General features: G+C 66.5%; 17 protein-coding genes and 1 other RNA gene. 5 read left to right on the top strand and 13 right to left on the bottom strand.

Annotated elements, in window-relative coordinates:
* Positions 1-78: 78 nt before the first annotated feature.
* A complete protein-coding gene (locus QZX62_RS03705) occupies positions 79-801 on the bottom strand; it encodes a phosphatidylcholine/phosphatidylserine synthase (protein WP_294172215.1) in 723 nt (240 codons plus the stop codon).
* A 41-nt stretch (positions 802-842) separates the two neighbouring features.
* Entirely contained in the window at positions 843-1,571 is a 729-nt protein-coding gene (locus QZX62_RS03700) for a phosphatidylserine decarboxylase (RefSeq protein WP_294172213.1), read from the bottom strand.
* A gap of 106 nt (positions 1,572-1,677) precedes the next feature.
* Here QZX62_RS03700 and QZX62_RS03695 point away from each other — a divergent pair, with 106 nt between their 5' ends.
* A complete protein-coding gene (locus QZX62_RS03695; RefSeq protein ID WP_294172212.1) occupies positions 1,678-2,913 on the top strand; it encodes an NADP-dependent isocitrate dehydrogenase in 1,236 nt (411 codons plus the stop codon).
* Positions 2,914-2,967: 54 nt separating this feature from the next.
* On the opposite strand, the gene QZX62_RS03690 is transcribed toward QZX62_RS03695, so the two are convergent.
* Both QZX62_RS03690 and QZX62_RS03685 read right to left on the bottom strand, forming a co-directional pair.
* A complete protein-coding gene (locus QZX62_RS03690) occupies positions 2,968-4,176 on the bottom strand; it encodes an FAD-dependent oxidoreductase (protein ID WP_294172211.1) in 1,209 nt (402 codons plus the stop codon).
* Between the two features lie 50 nt (positions 4,177-4,226).
* Entirely contained in the window at positions 4,227-4,439 is a 213-nt protein-coding gene (locus QZX62_RS03685) for a DUF2945 domain-containing protein (RefSeq protein ID WP_294172209.1), read from the bottom strand.
* 76 nt (positions 4,440-4,515) lie between these two features.
* Between QZX62_RS03685 and QZX62_RS03680 the strand changes: the two genes are divergently transcribed.
* A complete protein-coding gene (locus QZX62_RS03680; protein WP_294172207.1) occupies positions 4,516-6,246 on the top strand; it encodes a cation:proton antiporter in 1,731 nt (576 codons plus the stop codon).
* Here the strand turns inward: QZX62_RS03680 and alaS are convergent.
* Positions 6,243-8,888 carry an alanine--tRNA ligase gene (gene alaS, locus QZX62_RS03675; protein WP_294172206.1) on the bottom strand — a complete coding sequence of 882 codons (2,646 nt, stop codon included), beginning with the start codon at positions 8,886-8,888 and terminating at the stop codon, positions 6,243-6,245. The genes QZX62_RS03680 and alaS overlap by 4 nt on opposite strands.
* Positions 8,889-9,009: 121 nt before the next feature.
* On the opposite strand from alaS, the gene QZX62_RS03670 reads away from it, so the two are divergent.
* Complete coding sequence (locus QZX62_RS03670; RefSeq protein ID WP_294172204.1) at positions 9,010-9,501, top strand: DoxX family protein; 492 nt, start codon at positions 9,010-9,012, stop codon at positions 9,499-9,501.
* A gap of 25 nt (positions 9,502-9,526) precedes the next feature.
* Here QZX62_RS03670 and ettA read toward each other — a convergent pair whose 3' ends face one another.
* The 4 genes from ettA to QZX62_RS03650 form a co-directional block, all read right to left on the bottom strand.
* The gene (gene ettA, locus QZX62_RS03665) at positions 9,527-11,206 is read right to left on the bottom strand and encodes an energy-dependent translational throttle protein EttA (RefSeq protein WP_294172203.1); all 1,680 of its coding nucleotides are present in this window, start codon (positions 11,204-11,206) and stop codon (positions 9,527-9,529) included.
* Positions 11,207-11,288: 82 nt separating this feature from the next.
* Positions 11,289-12,896 carry a long-chain fatty acid--CoA ligase gene (locus QZX62_RS03660; RefSeq protein WP_294172202.1) on the bottom strand — a complete coding sequence of 536 codons (1,608 nt, stop codon included), beginning with the start codon at positions 12,894-12,896 and terminating at the stop codon, positions 11,289-11,291.
* 159 nt (positions 12,897-13,055) lie between these two features.
* Positions 13,056-13,379: a YbaB/EbfC family nucleoid-associated protein gene (locus QZX62_RS03655; protein ID WP_294172214.1), complete on the bottom strand. Its 324-nt coding sequence runs from the start codon at positions 13,377-13,379 to the stop codon at positions 13,056-13,058.
* 10 nt (positions 13,380-13,389) lie between these two features.
* A complete protein-coding gene (locus QZX62_RS03650; protein WP_294172200.1) occupies positions 13,390-15,039 on the bottom strand; it encodes a DNA polymerase III subunit gamma/tau in 1,650 nt (549 codons plus the stop codon).
* A gap of 105 nt (positions 15,040-15,144) precedes the next feature.
* Here QZX62_RS03650 and ffs point away from each other — a divergent pair.
* An RNA gene (gene ffs / locus QZX62_RS03645) (signal recognition particle sRNA small type) lies at positions 15,145-15,242 on the top strand.
* Positions 15,243-15,365: 123 nt separating this feature from the next.
* Here ffs and QZX62_RS03640 read toward each other — a convergent pair.
* The 3 genes from QZX62_RS03640 to QZX62_RS03630 are packed head-to-tail and all read right to left on the bottom strand — an operon-like array spanning position 15,366 to position 17,865.
* On the bottom strand, positions 15,366-15,677 hold the full coding sequence (locus QZX62_RS03640; RefSeq protein WP_294172199.1) for a 2Fe-2S iron-sulfur cluster-binding protein: 312 nt from the start codon (positions 15,675-15,677) through the stop codon (positions 15,366-15,368).
* Positions 15,674-16,777 (bottom strand): cysteine desulfurase family protein, encoded by a 1,104-nt coding sequence (locus QZX62_RS03635; RefSeq protein WP_294172192.1) that lies wholly within the window; start codon positions 16,775-16,777, stop codon positions 15,674-15,676. The genes QZX62_RS03640 and QZX62_RS03635 overlap by 4 nt, the downstream gene beginning before the upstream one ends.
* A complete protein-coding gene (locus tag QZX62_RS03630) occupies positions 16,774-17,865 on the bottom strand; it encodes an aminotransferase class V-fold PLP-dependent enzyme (protein WP_294172191.1) in 1,092 nt (363 codons plus the stop codon). Before QZX62_RS03630 ends, QZX62_RS03635 begins: the two co-directional genes overlap by 4 nt.
* Positions 17,866-17,963: 98 nt before the next feature.
* Between QZX62_RS03630 and QZX62_RS03625 the strand changes: the two genes are divergently transcribed.
* A complete protein-coding gene (locus QZX62_RS03625) occupies positions 17,964-18,626 on the top strand; it encodes an alpha/beta hydrolase (protein WP_294172190.1) in 663 nt (220 codons plus the stop codon).
* Between the two features lie 4 nt (positions 18,627-18,630).
* Here the strand turns inward: QZX62_RS03625 and QZX62_RS03620 are convergent, their stop codons facing one another.
* Positions 18,631-18,798, bottom strand: coding sequence for a hypothetical protein (locus tag QZX62_RS03620; protein WP_294172188.1), 168 nt, complete (start codon positions 18,796-18,798; stop codon positions 18,631-18,633).
* Positions 18,799-18,839 lie beyond the last annotated feature (41 nt).

Genomic DNA, 18,839 nt, shown 5'->3' with positions numbered 1-18,839 from the left:
CCTTGGCGGAAGCGGCGATTGCTACCCGGCCGGTGACGGTCCGTTATGCGCCCCGGCCTGCGCCCATGCGTGCGACGGTCAAGCCGGCCGCGGAGTTGCGCGTCGCTGCTTGACCCGGGCGTAGCTGTGCAGCGCCCACGGCAGACATAGCAGGTACAGCGCAGACACGCCGAGCAGGCTCCACCATGGCTCGATCACCAGCGCTGCGCCTAGCAGAGCGACGAATGCCAGCGCGAACAAGCGCATGGAGCGCCGGATCCGGATCGACGACCAGCTGAAAGTCGGGATGTTGGAGATCATCAGCAGCGCGATGAACAAGGTCCATGCCATCACCGGCGGCCAACTGCGGAACAGCTCATTGCCGGTGACCAGCCACAGGTAGACGGGCACAAAGGCCAACCCAGCGCCGGCTGGAGCGGGAACCCCCGTGTTGAAGCCCGCGGACTTGTGCGGCTGTTCGGCGACGTCGATGCGCGAATTGAAGCGCGCGAGGCGCAGAGCACAGCAGACCGCCAACGCGAGCGCGGCGATCCAGCCGAACCGCGGAGCGCTGCTCAAGGACCACATGAAGAGGATCAAGGCCGGCGCCGTGCCGAACGCAATGTTGTCGGCCAAGCTGTCAAGCTCCGCCCCGAACTTGCTCTGCGCGCGCAGCAACCGGGCGATGCGCCCGTCCATTCCATCGAGGACCCCGGCGAGGACCACCGACCCCAATGCCTTGTCCCATTCGCCTCCAACCGCGAAGCGGACGCCGGTCAGGCCAAGGCAGAGCGCTAGGGCGGTGACCGCGTTGGGTACCATCGCCCGAAACGCAATGCCGCCCGGCGCGGCCGGTCGATCGATCACTGGCTCGCCCCGGCCAGCCCCGGGTCTACTCCGAGTTCGGCCACTACCGTTTCGCCGGCGATGGCACGCTGGCCGAGCAGCAGGCGCGAGCCGGTGCCGGCTGGCAGGAACACATCCACTCGGCTGCCGAAGCGGATCAAGCCGATGCGCTCGCCGGCCGTCACCCGATCTCCCTCTGCCACGAACGACAGGATGCGCCGCGCGACCAGGCCCGCAATCTGAGTGAAGCCTACCTTCAGCCCATCCGCTGCCTCCACTACGAGGTGCTGCCGTTCGTTGTCCTCGCTCGCCTTATCGAGGTCGGCGTTGACGAACTTGCCCGGGACATAGGCGATGCGGCGGACGGTCCCGGCAATCGGCGAGCGATTGATGTGCACGTCGAACACGCTCATGAAGATCGACACGCGGGTGAACTCGCCCTCACCGAGGGTAGAACGCAGCTCCGGCGGTGCCGGCACGCGGGTGATCATGGTGACCAGCCCGTCAGCGGGCGCAACGATCAGGCGCGGGCTGACCGGCGTGGTGCGGACCGGATCGCGAAAGAAGGCGGCGACCCAGATCGTCACCCCGATGAGCAGCCAGCCGAGGAACTGGCTGATCGCCCAATAGGTCAGCAGCGCGACACCCGCGGCGATCATCACATATTTGCGCCCCTCCGGATGTACGGACGGGAAACGCCATTTGACGGCGGTCAACTGACTGTCTGGGTTCTCGATATGCGCCATGAAGCCCCCCTACCCTCCGCTTGCCAAGCGAACAACCGCCGCCGTTGCCAGCGCCGCCCCGCGCCGATAGAGCGCCGCCAACCTCCAGACATGCGCAGGACCGAACATGGCCAAGATCACGGTGAAGACCCCGGTCGTCGAGCTCGACGGCGACGAGATGACCCGCATCATCTGGCAGTGGATTCGCGAGCGGCTGATCCAGCCGTATCTCGACATCGACCTCCTATATTATGACCTGTCCGTCGAGAACCGCGATGCGACGCAAGACAAGGTCACGATCGAGGCCGCCAACGCGATCAAGCAGCACGGCGTGGGCGTGAAATGCGCCACCATCACTCCCGACGAGGCGCGCGTCGAGGAGTTCAAGCTGACCAAGATGTGGAAGTCGCCCAACGGCACCATCCGCAACATCCTGGGCGGCGTGGTCTTTCGCGAGCCGATCGTGATCGCCAACGTGCCGCGGCTGATCCCCGGCTGGACTGACCCCATCGTGGTTGGCCGTCATGCCTTTGGTGACCAGTACAAGGCGACCGACTTCAAGGTGCCGGGCGCAGGCAAGCTGACATTGAAGTGGACCGGCGAGAACGGTGAGGAAATCGAGCACGAGGTGTTCGAGTTCCCCGGCGCCGGTGTCGCCATGGGCATGTACAATCTCGACGAAAGCATCCGCGAGTTCGCGCGCGCCTGCCTCAACTACGGCCTGCAGCGCGGCTGGCCTGTTTACCTCAGCACCAAGAACACCATCCTCAAGGCTTATGACGGCCGCTTCAAGGACATCTTCGAGGAAATCTTCGAAGCCGAGTTCAAGGCCGACTTCGAAGCCAAGAAGATCGAGTATCAGCATCGCCTGATCGACGACATGGTCGCTTCGGCTCTCAAGTGGTCGGGCAAGTTCGTCTGGGCCTGCAAGAACTATGACGGCGATGTGCAATCGGACTTGGTAGCTCAGGGTTTCGGCTCGCTTGGCCTCATGACGTCGATCCTGATGACCCCAGACGGCAAGACGGTGGAAGCGGAGGCCGCGCACGGCACCGTCACCCGCCATTACCGCATGCACCAGCAGGGCAAGGCGACCTCGACCAATCCGATTGCGTCGATCTTCGCCTGGACCGGCGGCCTCAAGTACCGCGGTAAGTTCGACGATACGCCGGATGTGGTGAAATTCGCTGAGACGCTCGAGCGCGTCTGCGTCGAGACGGTCGAGAACGGCCAGATGACCAAGGACTTGGCGATCCTGGTCGGCCCCGACCAGCCCTGGATGACTACCGAGCAGTTTTTCGAAGCTATTCGCGCAAATCTCGATCGGGCCATGCAGGCGGAAGGCATCGGTCAGGCGGCTTAGGCCCTTGAGTCCGGCGAGCGCCCGCTCCCTCCAAGCGGCGCTCTCCGCTTTCGCTTAAGCGGCCTTAGCTACCAACGGCTCAACCCGTTCCCGTCGGATGCCGAGCGCGATGGCCCGGCCGGGGATGCGGCGGAGTGCGGGGAAGCGTTCCAGCACCAGCAACGGCAGCGGCGGCTTGCTGAGGAGCTGGTTCCGACGGAGGACAGGCGCAAGCACCCAATCCTGGGTGATCTTCTGCACCAGTTGGATCAGCTTGGTGGAGCCCTCGCGTCGGCGCTGCACCCGCTGGAGCAAGCGGTCGACGTTCTCCCCCTTCGCGAGCGGTTCGGCCAGCAGGTTCGCCGCCGCGACCGCGTCTTGGATGGCGAGGTTGATGCCGATGCCGCCCATGGGAGACATGGCATGCGCGGCGTCGCCAATCGCTAGCAGGCCCGGGCGGTGCCACCGCTTCAGCCGGTCGAGGCTGACTTCCAGCAGGTGCAATTGGTCGAGCTCGACAAGGTCGCCTGCGATGCTGCCCAGCCTGGGCTCGATCGCCTCGATCTCCGACCGGATCGCCCCGATCCCCCGGGCCTTGAGGTCGTTAGCGCCACCTTTGGCAAACACCAGGGCGCATTGCCAATAGCTGCCCCGATCCACGCGGACCAGGATGCGGCCGCGGTCGACCGCGATCCGCAGCGTCCCCGCCTCGGCCGTGCGCTTGGGCAGCTCGAACCAGAAGACGTCGATCGGTGAACCGAGATCCTTGACGGGCAGCAGCTCGTGCCGTCGCACCAGGCTGTGCCGCCCGTCCGCCGCAATCGTAAGCGTCGCCCGGACCTCCTCGCCGTTCGCGAGCCTGACCCCGGCGATCCTGCCGTCCTCTTGGAGATAAGCCGCGACCGGCGTGGCCATATCCAGGCGGAAATCGGGGTAACGCGAAGCCTCCGCACGGAGGAAGTCAAGGAACTCCCATTGCGGCATCATGGCGATGAACGGCGTTCGGCTCCGCACCCGGCTGAGGTCGCCGACCACCATGTCGCGCCCGCCAATGCGGAGCTCAGCACGTTGAAGCCGCTGGTGCGGGCGCTGGAGGAAGCGGTCGAGCAGGCCAAGCCCGGCGAGCACCTCCATGGTCGAGGGATGAACGGTGTCGCCGCGGAAATCGTGAAGGAAGTCGGGGTGCTTCTCGACCACCCGCACGGACGCGCCGGCACGGGCGAACAGCAGCCCAGCCATCAATCCGGCCGGGCCGCCGCCGACGATCAACAAATCCGTGCTCATTGCTCGCTCGTCACTCCCGCACGCGGGAAGTCGGGCGCGACGCTGCGAAATCAAGCCTTCTTCAGCTCGCTCGGCTTGTGCGCGGCTTCCTTGCCGCTCTTGTCGCTCTTGACGAGGTATTCGGGATTGTCCTTCGACGCGGCAACCTTGTGGCCCTTGATCTGCATGGGGCTGGTCAGCTTCTTCTCGACCTTGCCCACGGAGTGTCCTCCGCTCGAGTCCCACTGAACCTTGTCGCCCTTCTTGAACGTCTTCTCGGTCATCGGTTTTCTCCTGCAACCTAGGCGCAAACGAGTAACGCTGCGCTTGGCTCCACCGGTCCCCCCTGCTTAATGGGGCATGGCAGGCGAACTCGGCGGCGGCGGCATCCGCGACGCGTTGGTGATCCTCGGCGCCGCCGGGGTGGTGATTCCCGCCTTTGCGCGCCTGAGGGTCTCGCCCGTGATCGGGTTCATCCTGGTAGGTGCGGCGATCGGACCGGCGGGCCTTGGTGCGCTGGTGCCCCGTCATCCCTGGCTGGAAGCGGTCACCATTACCGATCGCACCAGGATCGAGCCGTTCGCCGAGTTCGGCATCCTGCTGCTGCTGTTCGCTATTGGGCTCGAGCTGAGCTTCCGCCGACTGTGGGGGATGAGATCGGCGGTGTTCGGCTTGGGCGGCCTCCAGATGCTGGCCACCGCTACCCTTGTCGGCGGCGTGCTGCTGCTTGCCGAGGCATCCCCGATCAGCGCGGCAGTGCTCGGCCTGGCTTTGGCCATGTCCTCCACCGCGCTGGTCATGCCGCTGGTGGGGACCGGCACCGCCACCGGCAGGGCGGCGCTTGCCATGCTTCTGTTCCAGGACTTGGCCCTGGTGCCGATATTGTTCCTGCTCGATGCCAAGGGGTCCGCGGGCGAAGTAGCACAGGTGGTCCTGGGCGGGGCGGCGGCGGTCGCCGGGCTGCTGGTCGTTGGACGCCTGCTACTGCCCGGCCTGTTCGCGCAGGCAGCGCGGACCAAGAGCCCCGAACTGTTCCTGGCAACCAGCTTGCTCGTGGTTCTGCTGGCCAGCCTTGCCACGGGCGCGGCGGGACTCGGTGCCGTCATGGGGGCACTGATCGCCGGACTGCTGATCGCCGAAACCGACTACCATGGCGAGGTCGAGGCCATCACCGCCCCGCTCCGCGGCCTTGCCTTAGGGATCTTCCTCATCACCGTTGGCATGCGGCTGGACGTCGCCGCTCTGGCTGCGGCATGGCCAGCCTTGCTTGCCGCCACGCTGTCGCTGCTGGCCGCCAAGAGCCTGCTGATCTTCCTGCTGCTGCGCTGGCGGCGCGCGCGCGCCTCAACCTCCGTCGAGACGGGTTTCCTCATGGCAAGCCCGTCGGAGCTGACGCTGATCGTGCTCGGCAGCGCGCTTGCGGCAGGAGCGATCAGCGGGGCGCAGGCGAGTTTCTGGACCATCGTCACCGCCTTGGGCCTGACCGTGACGCCGCTGCTGGCGGCGCTAGGCCGCAGGCTGTCCCGCCAAGTGGACGCCGACGCGCTTGCATTGGGATCTGCCCCGGAGCCTGAGCAGACGGTTATCCTCGGGTTCGGCCGGGTTGGGCGCCTGGTCGCCGACATGCTGAGCGCGCACGGCCGCCCGTACCTGGGTGTCGACGGCGACGTTGATGCGGTCGCCGATGCCCGGGCTGCCGGCTATCGGGTCGTGTTCGGTGACGTCAGCCGCGGCGACGTAGTGGAGCGCTTCCGCTGCGGCGAGGCTGCCGCCGCCGTGCTGACCATGAACGAACCGGTGCTCACCATCCGCCTGACCCGCGCCATGCGTCGTGCCTGCCCGGAGCTGACCATTGTCGCGCGGGCCCGGGACAACAGCCATGCCGCCGAGCTCTACCGCGCGGGTGCCACCGACGCCGTGCCGGAGACGCTGGAGGGCTCGCTGCAGATGTCGGAAGCGGTCCTAGTGGACATCGGCGTGGCGATGGGACCGGTAATCGCCTCGATCCACGAGAAGCGAAGCGAGCTGCGGGCCGCCATCATGCGGGAAGGCGATCTCGCCGCCGAGCCGGCGCTGGGCCGGCGGCGCTAGGCCGCGACCTTCGCCAGCACTTGCCTGATCGCGGCCAGCGCCTCTGACGCCCTGCTCCCTTCCGGACCACCGCCCTGCGCCATGTCGGGCCGGCCACCGCCGCCCTGACCGCCGAGCGCCGCCACGGCCGCCTTGACGAGGTTCACGGCGCTGACCTGTCCCGCGAGATCGTCGGTGACTCCTGCCGCCACGCTGGCGCGGCCGTCGTTGACGGCGATCAGCGCGCCGACGCCCGAGCCGAGCTGCTTCTTGAGGGCGTCCACCTCCGAACGGAGCGACTTGGGATCGAGCCCCTCGACCACTCGGCCGAGGAAGTTGATGCCGGCGACCTCCTCCGGCCCTGCTGCTTCCGCCTTGCCGCCACCCAGCGCAAGTTGCCGCCGCGCCTCGGCCAGCTCACGCTCCAGCTTGCGAGTGGTCTCGACCAGAGCGACGACGCGGGCGGGCGCCTCGTCTGGCGTCGCCTTTAAACTGGCGGCGATCTCGCGCAGCCGCTGGTCGCGGCCGAGCAACCACTGCCGTGCTGATTCTCCGGTCAATGCCTCTACGCGGCGCAAGCCCGAACCGACCGCGCCTTCCGACACGATCTTGAACAGACCAATCTGACCCAAAGCGCCGACGTGCGTGCCCCCGCAGAGCTCGACCGAGTAGCGCCCGCCGTCGGTGCCCATGGACACGACGCGCACCTCATCGCCATACTTCTCGCCGAACAAGGCCATCGCGCCCTCGGCGATCGCGTCGTCGGGCGTCATCAGGCGCGTCGAAACCGGCGTGTTCGCGCGGATCTGCCCGTTCACTTCCGCTTCCACCGTCGCCAGCTCGGACCCGGCGATGGCGCTCGGATGCGAGATGTCGAAGCGCAACCGGTCGGGAGCGACCAGCGAGCCTTTCTGAGCGACATGCTTGCCCAGCCGCTCGCGCAGCGCGGCGTGCAGCAGGTGCGTCGCCGAATGGTTCGCCCGAACCGCATCTCGCCGTGCGTGGTCGACCTCCAGCCGCACAGGAGCACCGACGCTGAGCTCGCCGAGCTCCAATACCACCGTATGCACATGGAGCTTGCCAGCCTGCTTCTGCGTATCGAGCACTCGGGCCTGCGTGCCACCCTCCCCACGCAGCGTCCCTTGATCACCGACCTGGCCTCCGCTCTCGGCATAGAAGGGCGTCTGGTTGGTGATCACCTGCACCGTCTGTGCCGCTGCCGCGCCGTCCACCCGCGAACCATCGCGGACGATCGCAAGGACGATCCCCTCACCTTCCTCAGCGGTGTAGCCGGTGAACTCGGTCGCGCCGAATTCCTCAGCGAGATCGACCCACAGCTCGTCCGAAGCCTTGTCGCCCGAGCCCTTCCACGCCGCCCGCGCCGCCGCCCTCTGCGCCGTCATGGCGTCGTCAAAGCCCGAGCGGTCGACCTGCAGGCCACGGGCGCGCAGCGCGTCTTCCGTTAGGTCGTATGGGAAGCCATAGGTATCGTAGAGCTTGAAGGCCGTCGCGCCGGGCAGCGTACCGCCCGCCGGCAGCTCCGCCGTGGCCTCGTCCAGCAGCTTGAGGCCGTTGCTCAGCGTCTGCCGAAAGCGGGTCTCCTCCTGGTTCAGCGTCGCCTCGATCAGCGAGTGCGCCCGGACCAGCTCGGGATAAGCGGCCCCCATCTCCGCGACCAGCGCGGGCACCAGCCGGTGCATCAGCGGCTCGCTTGCGCCCAGCAGATGGGCGTGGCGCATTGCCCGCCGCATGATCCGCCGAAGCACATAGCCCCTGCCCTCGTTGGCTGGCAGCACGCCATCCGCGACCAGGAAGCCCGACGTGCGCAGATGATCGGCGATGATCCGGTGGCTGGCCGCCATGTCCGGGCTGTTGTTGCTCGTCAGCTCCTCGCTGGCGCCAATCAGCGCTTTGAACGTATCAGTCTCGTAGTTGTCGTGCGTCCCCTGCAGCACCGCGGCGATGCGCTCGAGACCCATGCCGGTATCGATGCTCTTACTCGGCAGCTCGGACACGATCTCGCCGCCCGCCTGCTCATACTGCATGAACACGAGGTTCCAGATCTCAACAAAGCGATCGCCATCCTCGTCCGGGCTGCCGGGAGGTCCGCCGGGGATATGCTCGCCATGATCGAAGAAGATCTCCGAGCAGGGGCCGCACGGGCCGTCGTCGCCCATCGCCCAGAAATTGTCCTTGGTCGGGATGCGGATGATGCGCTCGTCAGGCAGGCCCGCGATCCGCTTCCACAAGTCGAACGCCTCGTCGTCGGTGTGGTAGACGGTGACGGTCAAGCGGTCGGGCGAAAGCCCCCACTCCTTCGTGACCAGGCTCCAGGCGAGCTCGATCGCGCGATCCTTGAAATAATCGCCGAAGGAGAAGTTGCCGAGCATCTCGAAGAAGGTGTGGTGCCGCGCGGTGTAGCCGACGTTGTCGAGGTCGTTATGCTTGCCCCCGGCCCGGACGCACTTTTGGTTGCTGGTCGCGGCCGAGTAGGGCCGGGTCTCCAGGCCGGTGAACACATTCTTGAACGGCACCATGCCCGCGTTGACGAACATCAGCGTGGGATCGTTTTGCGGCACCAGCGGCGCCGAGGCCTGGCGCGAGTGGCCGGCATGCTCGAAGAAGTCGAGGAAGCTGCGGCGGATGTCATTGGTCGACGTCATGGTCGCGCCTCTATCATGAGGATGCTGCAGCGCGGAAGAGTGCTGCGCTTGGGTCCCGATCCGCGACGTGGTACAAGAAGATCAGTGCCAGAGTCCTGCCCACCATCAAAGGAGGCAGCCGATGCAGAACCCGATGTTCGAAGAAGGCGGCTGGTGCGACCGCTGGTCACCCACGTTCCTGTCCGTGCTACGGATAATGACGGCGCTGCTGTTCCTGTCGCACGGCACGTCCAAGATCCTCGGCGTGCCCCTGAGCACCGCCAGCTTTCCGCCGCCGTGGACTCAGTTCTGGGTGGCCGGCATGCTGGAGCTGATCGGCGGCACGCTATTGCTGATCGGCCTGTTCACCCGCCCGACCGCCTTTATCCTCGCCGGAGAGATGGCGGTCGCCTACTGGCTGGTCCACGCCCCCGACAATTTCTGGCCCGCCCTCAACCGCGGCGAGACCGCCATCCTGTTCTGCTTCATCTTCCTCTACACGGTCTTCGCGGGACCAGGGCCCTGGAGCGTGGACGCGTGGCTGCGGCGGCGGCGAGCAGAGGAAGGACCAGACAGCTACTACGAGGGCCTGCGTCGGGGCGGCACGCACCACGGCGCGAGGGTCGCGGAGTAGCGCGGGCCACTCCGCGGCATTACAATCAGCGAGTCAGCTTCTTGTAGCTCATCCGGTGCGGGCGGTCGGCTTCGGGGCCCATGCGTCGGCGCTTGTCTTCCTCATAGGCTTCGAAGTTGCCTTCGAACCATTCGACGTGGCTGTCGCCTTCGAACGCCAGGATGTGCGTCGCGAGGCGGTCTAGGAAGAAGCGGTCGTGGCTGATGACCACGGCGCAGCCCGGGAAGGCTTCCAGCGCATCCTCGAGCGCGCGCAGGGTCTCGACATCGAGGTCGTTGGTCGGCTCGTCGAGCAGCAGGACGTTGCCGCCCTCCTTGAGCATCTTGGCGATGTGGACGCGGTTGCGCTCGCCGCCCGACAGCTGGCCGACCTTTTTCTGCTGGTCGGCGCCCTTAAAGTTGAAGGCGCCGACATAGGCGCGGGTCTGCATCTCCTGCTTGCCGACGGTCATCAGCTCGTGCCCGCCCGAGATTTCCTCCCAAACGTTGTGCTTCGGATCGAGCGCGTCGCGGCTCTGGTCCACAAACCCCAGGTGCACCGTTTCGCCGATCTTGATGGAGCCGCCGTCCGGCTGCTCCTGTCCGGTGATGAGCTTGAACAGGGTCGACTTGCCAGCCCCGTTAGGGCCGATCACGCCGATGATCCCGCCCGGCGGCAGGTTAAAGCTGAGGTCTTCGAACAGCAGCTTGTCGCCAAACGCCTTGGTCAGCCCGTTCGCCTCGATGACATTGCCGCCGAGCCGTTCGGGGGACTGAATGACGATCTGCGCCTTGCCAATGCTGCGCTTCTCGGAAGCCTCGACCAGCGCATCGAACGCCTTGATCCGCGCCTTGGACTTGGTCTGACGCGCTTTGGGCGACTGCCGGATCCATTCCAGCTCTTCCTTGATCGCCTTTTGCCGGCCCTCGTCCTCGCGCTCTTCCTGCTCCAGCCGCTTGGCCTTCTTGTCGAGGTAGGTCGAATAATTGCCTTCGTAGATGAAGTATTTGCCGCGATCGAGCTCCAGGATCCAGTTCACCACATTGTCGAGGAAATACCGGTCGTGGGTGACCAGGATGACGTTGCCCGGATAGTCGATCAGGTGCTTCTCGAGCCATTGGACGCTCTCCGCGTCGAGATGGTTGGTGGGCTCGTCGAGCAGAAGAATGCTCGGCTTTTCCAATAGCAGCCGGGTCAACGCCACCCGGCGCTTCTCACCGCCCGAGAGGCTGGTGACGGGGCTGTCGCCTGGCGGGCAGCGAAGCGCGTCCATCGCGATCTCCAGCTGGTTGTCGAGCGTCCAGCCGTCGACCGAGTCGATCTTCTCCTGAAGCTCGCCCATCTCGGCCAGCAAAGCATCGAAGTCGGCGTCGGCCGGCGGGTCACCCATCAGCATGGAGATCTCATTGAAGCGGGTCATCATGTCGGCGACCGGCTTCACGCCCTCGCGAACATTCTCCATCACGGACTTGCCGGGATCCAGCTCGGGCTCCTGCTCGAGGTAACCGACCGTGATGTTGGTGCCAGGCCAGGCCTCCCCCTGGAACTCCTTGTCGTGGCCGGCCATGATCTTCATCAGGGTCGACTTGCCGGTGCCGTTAGGACCGACGATGCCGATCTTGGCGTCCGGGTAGAACTGCAGGTTGATGTGGTTGAGCACCGGCTTGGGCGCACCGGGAAACGTCTTGATCAGGTCCTTCATGACGAAGGAATATTGAGCGGCCATCGGGTCGCGGGTCCTTGTGTCTGGCGGTGTCGAGAGTTGCCGCGCCACTTAGGGGATGGCGCAACCGGAATCCAGATGCGCGCTAGTCGCGCCCGACCATCGCCTCGGCATCCTTGAAGCGGTAGTCGCGGAACTGCTCGCGCAGCGTCTTCTTGCTGAGCTTGCCCGTGGCGGTGTGCGGCAGTTCGTCGACGAACTCGATCCCGTCCGGCTGCCACCACTTGGCGATGTGGCGCGACAGATGGGCGCGGATGTCCGGCTCGCCGACCGCACTGCCGCCGGCGCGAACCACTAGCAGCAGCGGCCGCTCGTCCCACTTCGGATGCGGGATGCCGATCGCAGCGGCTTCGGCCACTCCTGGGCAGCCGACCGCGCAGTTCTCCAGTTCAATGGAGCTGATCCACTCGCCACCCGACTTGATCACATCCTTAGCGCGGTCGGTGATCTGCATGGTGCCGTCGGGGTGCAGCGCGGCCACGTCGCCGGTGTCGAACCAGCCCACCGCATCGGCGCTGTCCGCATCCTCCTTGAAGTAGCGCTGCACGATCCATGGTCCCCGCGCCTGCAGCCGGCCCGACGCCACGCCGTCGCGCGGCAGCCCGCGACCCTCGTCGTCGATGATCCTCAATTCGACCCCGAACGGCACCCGCCCTTGCCGCGCGACGTAGTCGAGCTGCTCAACATCGGTCATCTCGTCCCAGTTCGCCGGCGGCGCTCCACACGTTCCGATGGGCGAGGTCTCGGTCATACCCCAGGCGTGGCCGACGTTGAGCCCACGCCGGCGGAACCACTCGATCATCGCTCGCGGCGCAGCGGAGCCGCCGATCGTCACGCTCTGCAGCGAGCCGAGGTCGGCGCCGGTGCGCTCGATATGCTCGATCATGCCGAGCCAGATGGTCGGCACCCCGGCGGAGTGGGTCACCCCTTCGTCGCGGAACAGGTCGCACATTTGCTGGGGCCGATAGTCAGCGGAGAGTACCAGCTTGCACCCGACCAGCGGCGCCGCCCACGGCACTCCCCAGGCGTTGGCGTGGAACATCGGGACGATCGGCAGCACCACGGAGCGCGCGGACAGGCCGAACACGTCGGGAGTCACCTCCATTAGCGCGTGGAGCATCGTCGAACGATGCTCGTACAGTACGCCTTTGGGGTTGCCGGTCGTGCCGCTGGTGTAGCAGAGCCCGATCGGCTCGCGCTCGTCGCCGTCGATCCAGCGGTAGTCGTCGTCCTCCGTGCTCAGCCACTGCGCGAACTCGCCGTCGTCGAAGCAGATGTACTGCTCGATGGTGCTCCACTGCGGCTTTAGCGCGTCGACCAGCGGTTTGAACGCCGCATCGTAGAGCAGCACGCGGTCCTCGGCATGGTTGGCGATAAAGGCGAGCTGGTCCGCGAACAGCCGCGGGTTAATGGTGTGCAGGACGCCGCCCATCCCGACCGCCCCGTACCATGACGTCAGGTGATGGGCATGGTTCATTGCCAGGGTGGCGACCCGGTCGCCGCGCCCGATGCCGAGCCGCTCCAGCGCCCGCGCCATCCGCCGTGCCTGCGCCGCGACCTCCCGCCAGTTTGTGCGGGTCAGCGAGCCGTCACCCCACGCGGAGACGATCTCCCGCGCGCCATGCTCGCGCTCGGCATGGTCAACCAGGCGGGTGACCCGCAGCGGCCAGTCCTGCATCGCGCCGAGCTTCATGGCGTCGATCCTCCCTCTTTCAAGCAGGAGAGTGGCGGGGGCGGACGACAAGCGCAATGCCGTCATGCCAGCGCAAGCTGGCACCCAGCCCAGCTAGTGTCGCAGGCTGAGGCAGTATGGACCCCAGCCTTCGCCGGGGGTGACCATGTAACGAAGCCGTTAGAACGGCATCTGGAACCCGGGCGGCATCGGCAGGCTCGACTGCATTTTCTCCATCTCCGCGTTCGCCGCCTGGTCGGCTTTGGCGCGGGTGTCGTTCAACGCCGCAACGATCAGGTCTTCGGCCATGGTCTTCTCGGACGGCTGCAGCAGGCTGTCATCCAGCGTCACCGCGATGATCCGGCCCTTGGCCGACGCCCGCACCTTAACGAGGCCGCCGCCGGACTGACCCTCCACCTCGATCTTGTCGAGGTTGTCCTGCGCCTTCTGCAGCTCCGCTTGGGCATTCTGCGCCATCTCGAGGATCGCATTCAGGTCGGGCATTTCGGGCATGTCAGGCTTCCTTGGCGGTTGCGGACTCGAGTTGAGCGCCGGGAAAGGCGGAAAGCACGGCGGCGACGTTCGGGTCCGCGAGCACGGCGGCTCGAGCCCGATCCTCGGCCATCTGGTCCTGCTGACGTAACGACGGCTGCCCGTCTTCGTTCGACAACTCGACCCGCCACGCGCGTTGCATAACCTGCCGAAGCGCGTCCGCGAGCGCGCGCGGGAAGTCGGCGCCGAGCGGCTGCAGCGGGCGGAGAACCAGCTCGCCCGAAGCGAAGCGGACCACGCCGACCTGGTCGCGCAACTGCAAGCCCAGCAACTGCTTGCCGGACTTCTCCAGTGCCTCCACGAGCTGAACGAAGGTGGCGGGCTCGGAACTGGCTTGAGCCATCGCCGCAGGAGTCGGCACCGGAGAGCGCGCAAGCGGAGCGGCGTTTGGAACGGCCTCTCCGTTCTGAAGGCGGGCAAGCACCGTTGCGGGGTCGGGCAGTTCGGCCGCATGGATGACCCGCAGCAGCGCCATAGCCGCAGCTTCCTGCGGATCGGGGGCAATCTGCACGTCGCTCAGGCCCTTCAGGAGCATCTGCCAGAGTCGGTGCAGGCTGCTCCAGCCGAGCTTGCCCGCCAACTCGTCCGCCGCCTCGCGCTCCTCCGCCGACGCCAGCACGTCGCCGTTGCTGCCGACCTTGGCCCGGGTGACTGCGTGGAGGTGCTCCATCAGCCCACGCATCAACGCAGTGGGATCAATGCCAAGCGCGTGGGCTTCGTCCAATTGCGCCAGAGTTGCTCCGGCATCGCCGTTGAGGATGCTGCCGAGAAGCGCCCGGATGCGCCCGCGATCGGCCAGCCCGAGCATGTCGCGGACCTGGGCGGCGTCGACCCTGCCGTGTCCGTGCGCAATCGCCTGGTCGAGGATGGACAGACCGTCGCGGGCGGACCCTTCGGCAGCCCGGGCAATCACCCGCAAAGCCTCGGGCTCGACCTCGACCTGTTCCGCCTCCACCACCCGCGCGAAGTGGTCGGCCAACTGCTCGGCCCCGATGCGTTTGAGGTCGAAGCGCTGGCACCGCGACAAAACGGTCACCGGTACCTTCTGCACCTCGGTCGTGGCGAACAGGAATTTGACGTGCGGGGGCGGCTCCTCGAGCGTCTTCAACAGCGCGTTGAAAGCGTTCTTGGACAGCATGTGCACTTCGTCGATGATGTAGATTTTAAAGCGCGCGCTTACCGCCGAATAGCGTACCGCGTCGATGATCTCGCGGACGTCGTCGACGCCGGTATGGCTGGCGGCATCCATCTCGATGACGTCGATGTGCCGTCCTTCGGCGATCGCCCGGCACGGTTCGCACGCGCCGCACGGATCGATGGTCGGCCCGCCGTGCCCATCCGGACCGATACAGTTCAGCGCCTTGGCGACAAGCCGCGCCGTGGAGGTCTTGCCGACCCCGCGCACGCCCGTCAGCAGAAAGGCATGAGCGATCCGGCCGGAAGCGATGGCGTTGCCCAGCGTGCGCACCATCGCATCCTGGCCGATCAGCTCGGCGAAGCTCTGCGGCCGGTACTTGCGGGCGAGCACCCGATAGGGCGAGGCGGCCGCGCTCTTCTCCAGCGGCTGCGCGGGCACGTCGAGTCCAAGCCCAGGCGATTCGAGTTCATCCATTATGGACCTTTCTAGATTGTCAGTCGGTCCATGTCATGTCGCCGCCGCTTGCCTTGCCTTGCCTTGCCTTGCCTTGCCTTGCTCTAAACCTCCCGCCATATGCGCCGCGGGAGTCGGGCGGACGGGACTGTCGCCAACCTGGTCAGGTCCGGAAGGAAGCAGCCACAACGATTCCGTCCCGGGTCGTTCCGGCTCCCACCGCGCAGCGCACACGACAGCAGCACCAAGCTGCTGACGAGACGCGCAAGCGCGGCCGGCGTGCGGCGCAACCGACAGGACCGACGCCGCGAATTTACTCCGCGGCCGGCTTGCCCATCGAGTTGATACTACCCCGGCATCCGCACCGTCAGCGCTCCAACCTCCTCCCTCAGCACGATCTGGCAAGCCAGGCGGCTGGTCGGCGTGACGCCTGCCGCAAAGTCGAGCAGATAATCTTCCTCCTCGCTTGCCGGCGGCAGGCGGTAAAAGTCGTCCGAGGCGACTATCACATGGCAGGTCGAGCAGCTCATCTGCCCGCCGCAGGTGCCTTCGAGCGGCTGGCCGGCGTCCTGTGCGACCTGCAGCAGGATCGCGTCGCCCGGCGCGTCCATCTCCCGGTCGAGGCTGCCGTCGCTCCTGAGGAACCGCACCACCGTCACGCGGCGAACCGCGCCTGTGCGTCCGCAGCCGCAGCAATCTTGCGGCACGCATCCGTCAGCTCTTGCTCCGTCGTGTAGCGGCCAAAGCCCAGCCGTAGGGACGAGCGCGCCTGTGCGTCGGTCAGTCCAAGCGCGCGTAGGACGTGGCTCGGCCGGCCCGAACCGCTGGCGCAGGCGGAGCCCAGACTGAAAGCGATCTCGCGCAGGTCGCCCATCAGGCGCGCCCCGTCCAGGCCATCGCGGCGGATGTTAAGGTTGCCGCGGTAGCGCTGCTCGGCGCTGCCGTTGATCTTCCATCCCGGACCAAGCACGTGCATTGCTGCACTCCACAAGCGCTCAATATGCTGCCGATCCGCCGCGCGCCTCGCTGCCGCCAGCGCCGCCGCACTGCCGAACCCCGCGCAAAGCATCGGCGACAGCGTTCCGGAACGCAGCCCTTGCTCCTGCCCGCCGCCGTGGAGGAAGGGCTCGAGCTGCAAGCCGGACTTCAGCCACAAGCCCCCGATCATTTTGGGCCCGTGCAGCTTGTGTGCGCACACCGCGACCAAGTCCGGGCCGTCGGGCACGTTCATCCGGCCGAAGCCCTGAACGGCGTCGCACAGCATGAGCGCGCCTGCCCGGTGCGCTATTGCGGCGATCTCGCCGACCGGCTGAATCACCCCGACCTCATTGTTGACCAGCATGGCCGCGACCAGCAGCGTGCGCCCGTCCACCGCAGCCGCGACCTCGTCCAGCTCAACCAGACCGTCGGGCCTGACCGGCAGCCTGACCACTTCATGTCCCTGCGTCTTGAGCCACTCGCAGCAATCGAGCACCGCGGCATGCTCGGTCGCGACCGTCACCACCTTGTTGCGGCCAGGCACGCGGAGGCCCTTCATCGCCCAGTTGATCGCCTCCGTCGCGCCCGAAGTGAAGATCAGCTCTCCATCTGGGGGCATGGCGGCAGCGACCTGCTCGCGTGCCACCGCGATCGCCGCGGCGGCTTCTCGCCCCCACCGGTTGGGGCTGTGCGGATTGGCGAACTTGTCGAGCCACGGCTCCATCGCCGCGCGCACCTCCGGCGCGAGCGGAGTGGTCGCCTGGTAATCGAGGTAGATCATGCGGCGCGGCTCGCGGCTTCGGCCGCCAGCGACTGCCATGCCCGGGCGAAGGCGAGGACGTCTTCGTCCAGCGTCTTCGGCGCGAAGCTGACCCTCACGGCCCGTGCGGCGACGTCGGGAGATATTCCGACCGCCTCCAGCACATGGCTCGGCTTCATGGAGCCCGACGAGCAGGCGCTGCCCGCCGACACGCTGAAGCCCATGCCGTCGAAGCGGACCAATTGCGCCTGCGCCGACATGTGCGGCATCGCGTATGATGCTACGAAGGGTGAGCGGACGCCGTCGCGGCAGATCACCGTTCCCCCTTGCGCTTCCACCCACGCATCGAGGATCGCACGATTGTGCAGCTGTCGCTCCACGGCCTCAGCGTCACGCGCTCGCACTTCAAGCGCCGCTGCCATGCCCATGATTGCGGGGAGGTTCTCGGTGCCGCCGCGGTAGCCCCGCTCCTGACCGCCGGTCGGCATCAACAGCTTAAGGTCCCGCACCAGCAGCGCAGCCGCGCCCGGCGGGCCGCCGAATTTGTGCGCGCTGATGATCAGCAGGTCGCCAGACGGCAGGGGCAGCTTGCCCGCGCTCTGGGCGCAATCCACCAAGAGATGGCTTCCCGCCGCATCGACCGCTTCGATGAGCTCGCCGATCGACTGCACCACCCCGGTTTCGCTGTTGACGTGCTGAACGGCGACGAGCCCGCCGGGCGCGAGCCGCAGCCAGGTGGCGAGCCCTTCGGGGTCGACCAGCCCATCGCTATTGGCTGGCAGGCTGAAGCCCTCACCGGCTGGGACCTGGCGTCGGATGGCGTCATGTTCGACGGCCGACAGCGCCGGCTTGGGACCGGCGGCTCGACAGCGCGCGAAGGCTAAGGCCGCCGCTTCGCTCGCACTGGCGGTGAACACGAGGTCGCCATTCCAGCCAAGCGCGGCCTTGATCCGCTCGCGGGCGTCCTCCAGTACACGCTTGGCAATCCGTCCGTCCGCATGCGGCGACGATGGGTTGGCCCAGCGCTCCAGCCCTTCGCCCATCGCCGCGCGCGCTTCCGGCAGCACCGGCGTGGTCGCCGCATGATCGAGGTAGATGCGCTGCTTCAATGCTGGACTCGCCTGAAAAAGCCGCCGATTGCCTGTTGTTGACTCCGCCTATATAGGCGCTCCGCCCTGCCGCCCACCACCTCTTGCCGAGAGGCTCAATGCCCGAAGTCATCTTTCCCGGTCCCGAAGGCCGTCTTGAAGGCCGCTTTCACCCGGGACTGCGTCCGCGGGCGCCCGTTGCGCTGATCCTCCATTCGCACCCGCAGGCCGGCGGCACGATGAACAACAAGATCGTGCAACTGCTCTACCAGACGTTCGTGAAACGCGGCTTTGCCACCCTTCGCTTCAACTTCCGGGGCGTGGGCAAGAGCCAGGGCTTGTTCGACAGCGGAGTCGGCGAGCTGTCGGACGCCGCAAGCGCGCTTGACTGGGTGCAGCAGATCCATCCGGAGGCCGAGCAGACCTGGGTGGCGGGCGTCAGCTTCGGCGCCTGGATCGGCATGCAGTTGCTGATGCGGCGGCCGGAAATCAAGGGCTTCATCTCCATCGCGCCGCCCGCCAACATGTATGATTTCAGCTTTCTCGCCCCCTGTCCGTCGTCCGGCATCATCATTCAGGGCGAGGAGGACGAGGTGGTCACGCCATCCGCCGTGCAGAAGCTGGTCGACAAGCTCCGCACCCAGCGGCACATCACCGTCCACCATGACGTCATCCCCGGCGCCAACCACTTCTTCGCCAATGAGCTCGATCTGCTGATGAAGAGCGTGGACGGTTACCTCGACATGCGGCTCGCCCAACCGGTACCCGCGGGCAAAAGGTAGCCGTCTACAACGTCCAGATCAGCACGTTCGCCAGGATCACCAGCCCGGCGACGATCATCAACGCGCCGTGCTTGCGCTGCTCTGGGCGAAGCACGAAGCGGACGCCCATCCCTACAAGCACGAACGCCGCGATCATTGCGATCGACATGGTCGTGGCCGCCACTGCTTCCATTTGTCTCCTTTTAGACAAACTTAACCGGTTTCGGTGCAATG

Origin of the sequence: uncultured Sphingomonas sp. (assembly GCF_902806265.1) — a bacterium.
Lineage (GTDB): Bacteria > Pseudomonadota > Alphaproteobacteria > Sphingomonadales > Sphingomonadaceae > Sphingomicrobium.
Note: the sequence above shows the minus strand (reverse complement) of the source record. Positions and strands in the feature narration are given on the sequence as shown.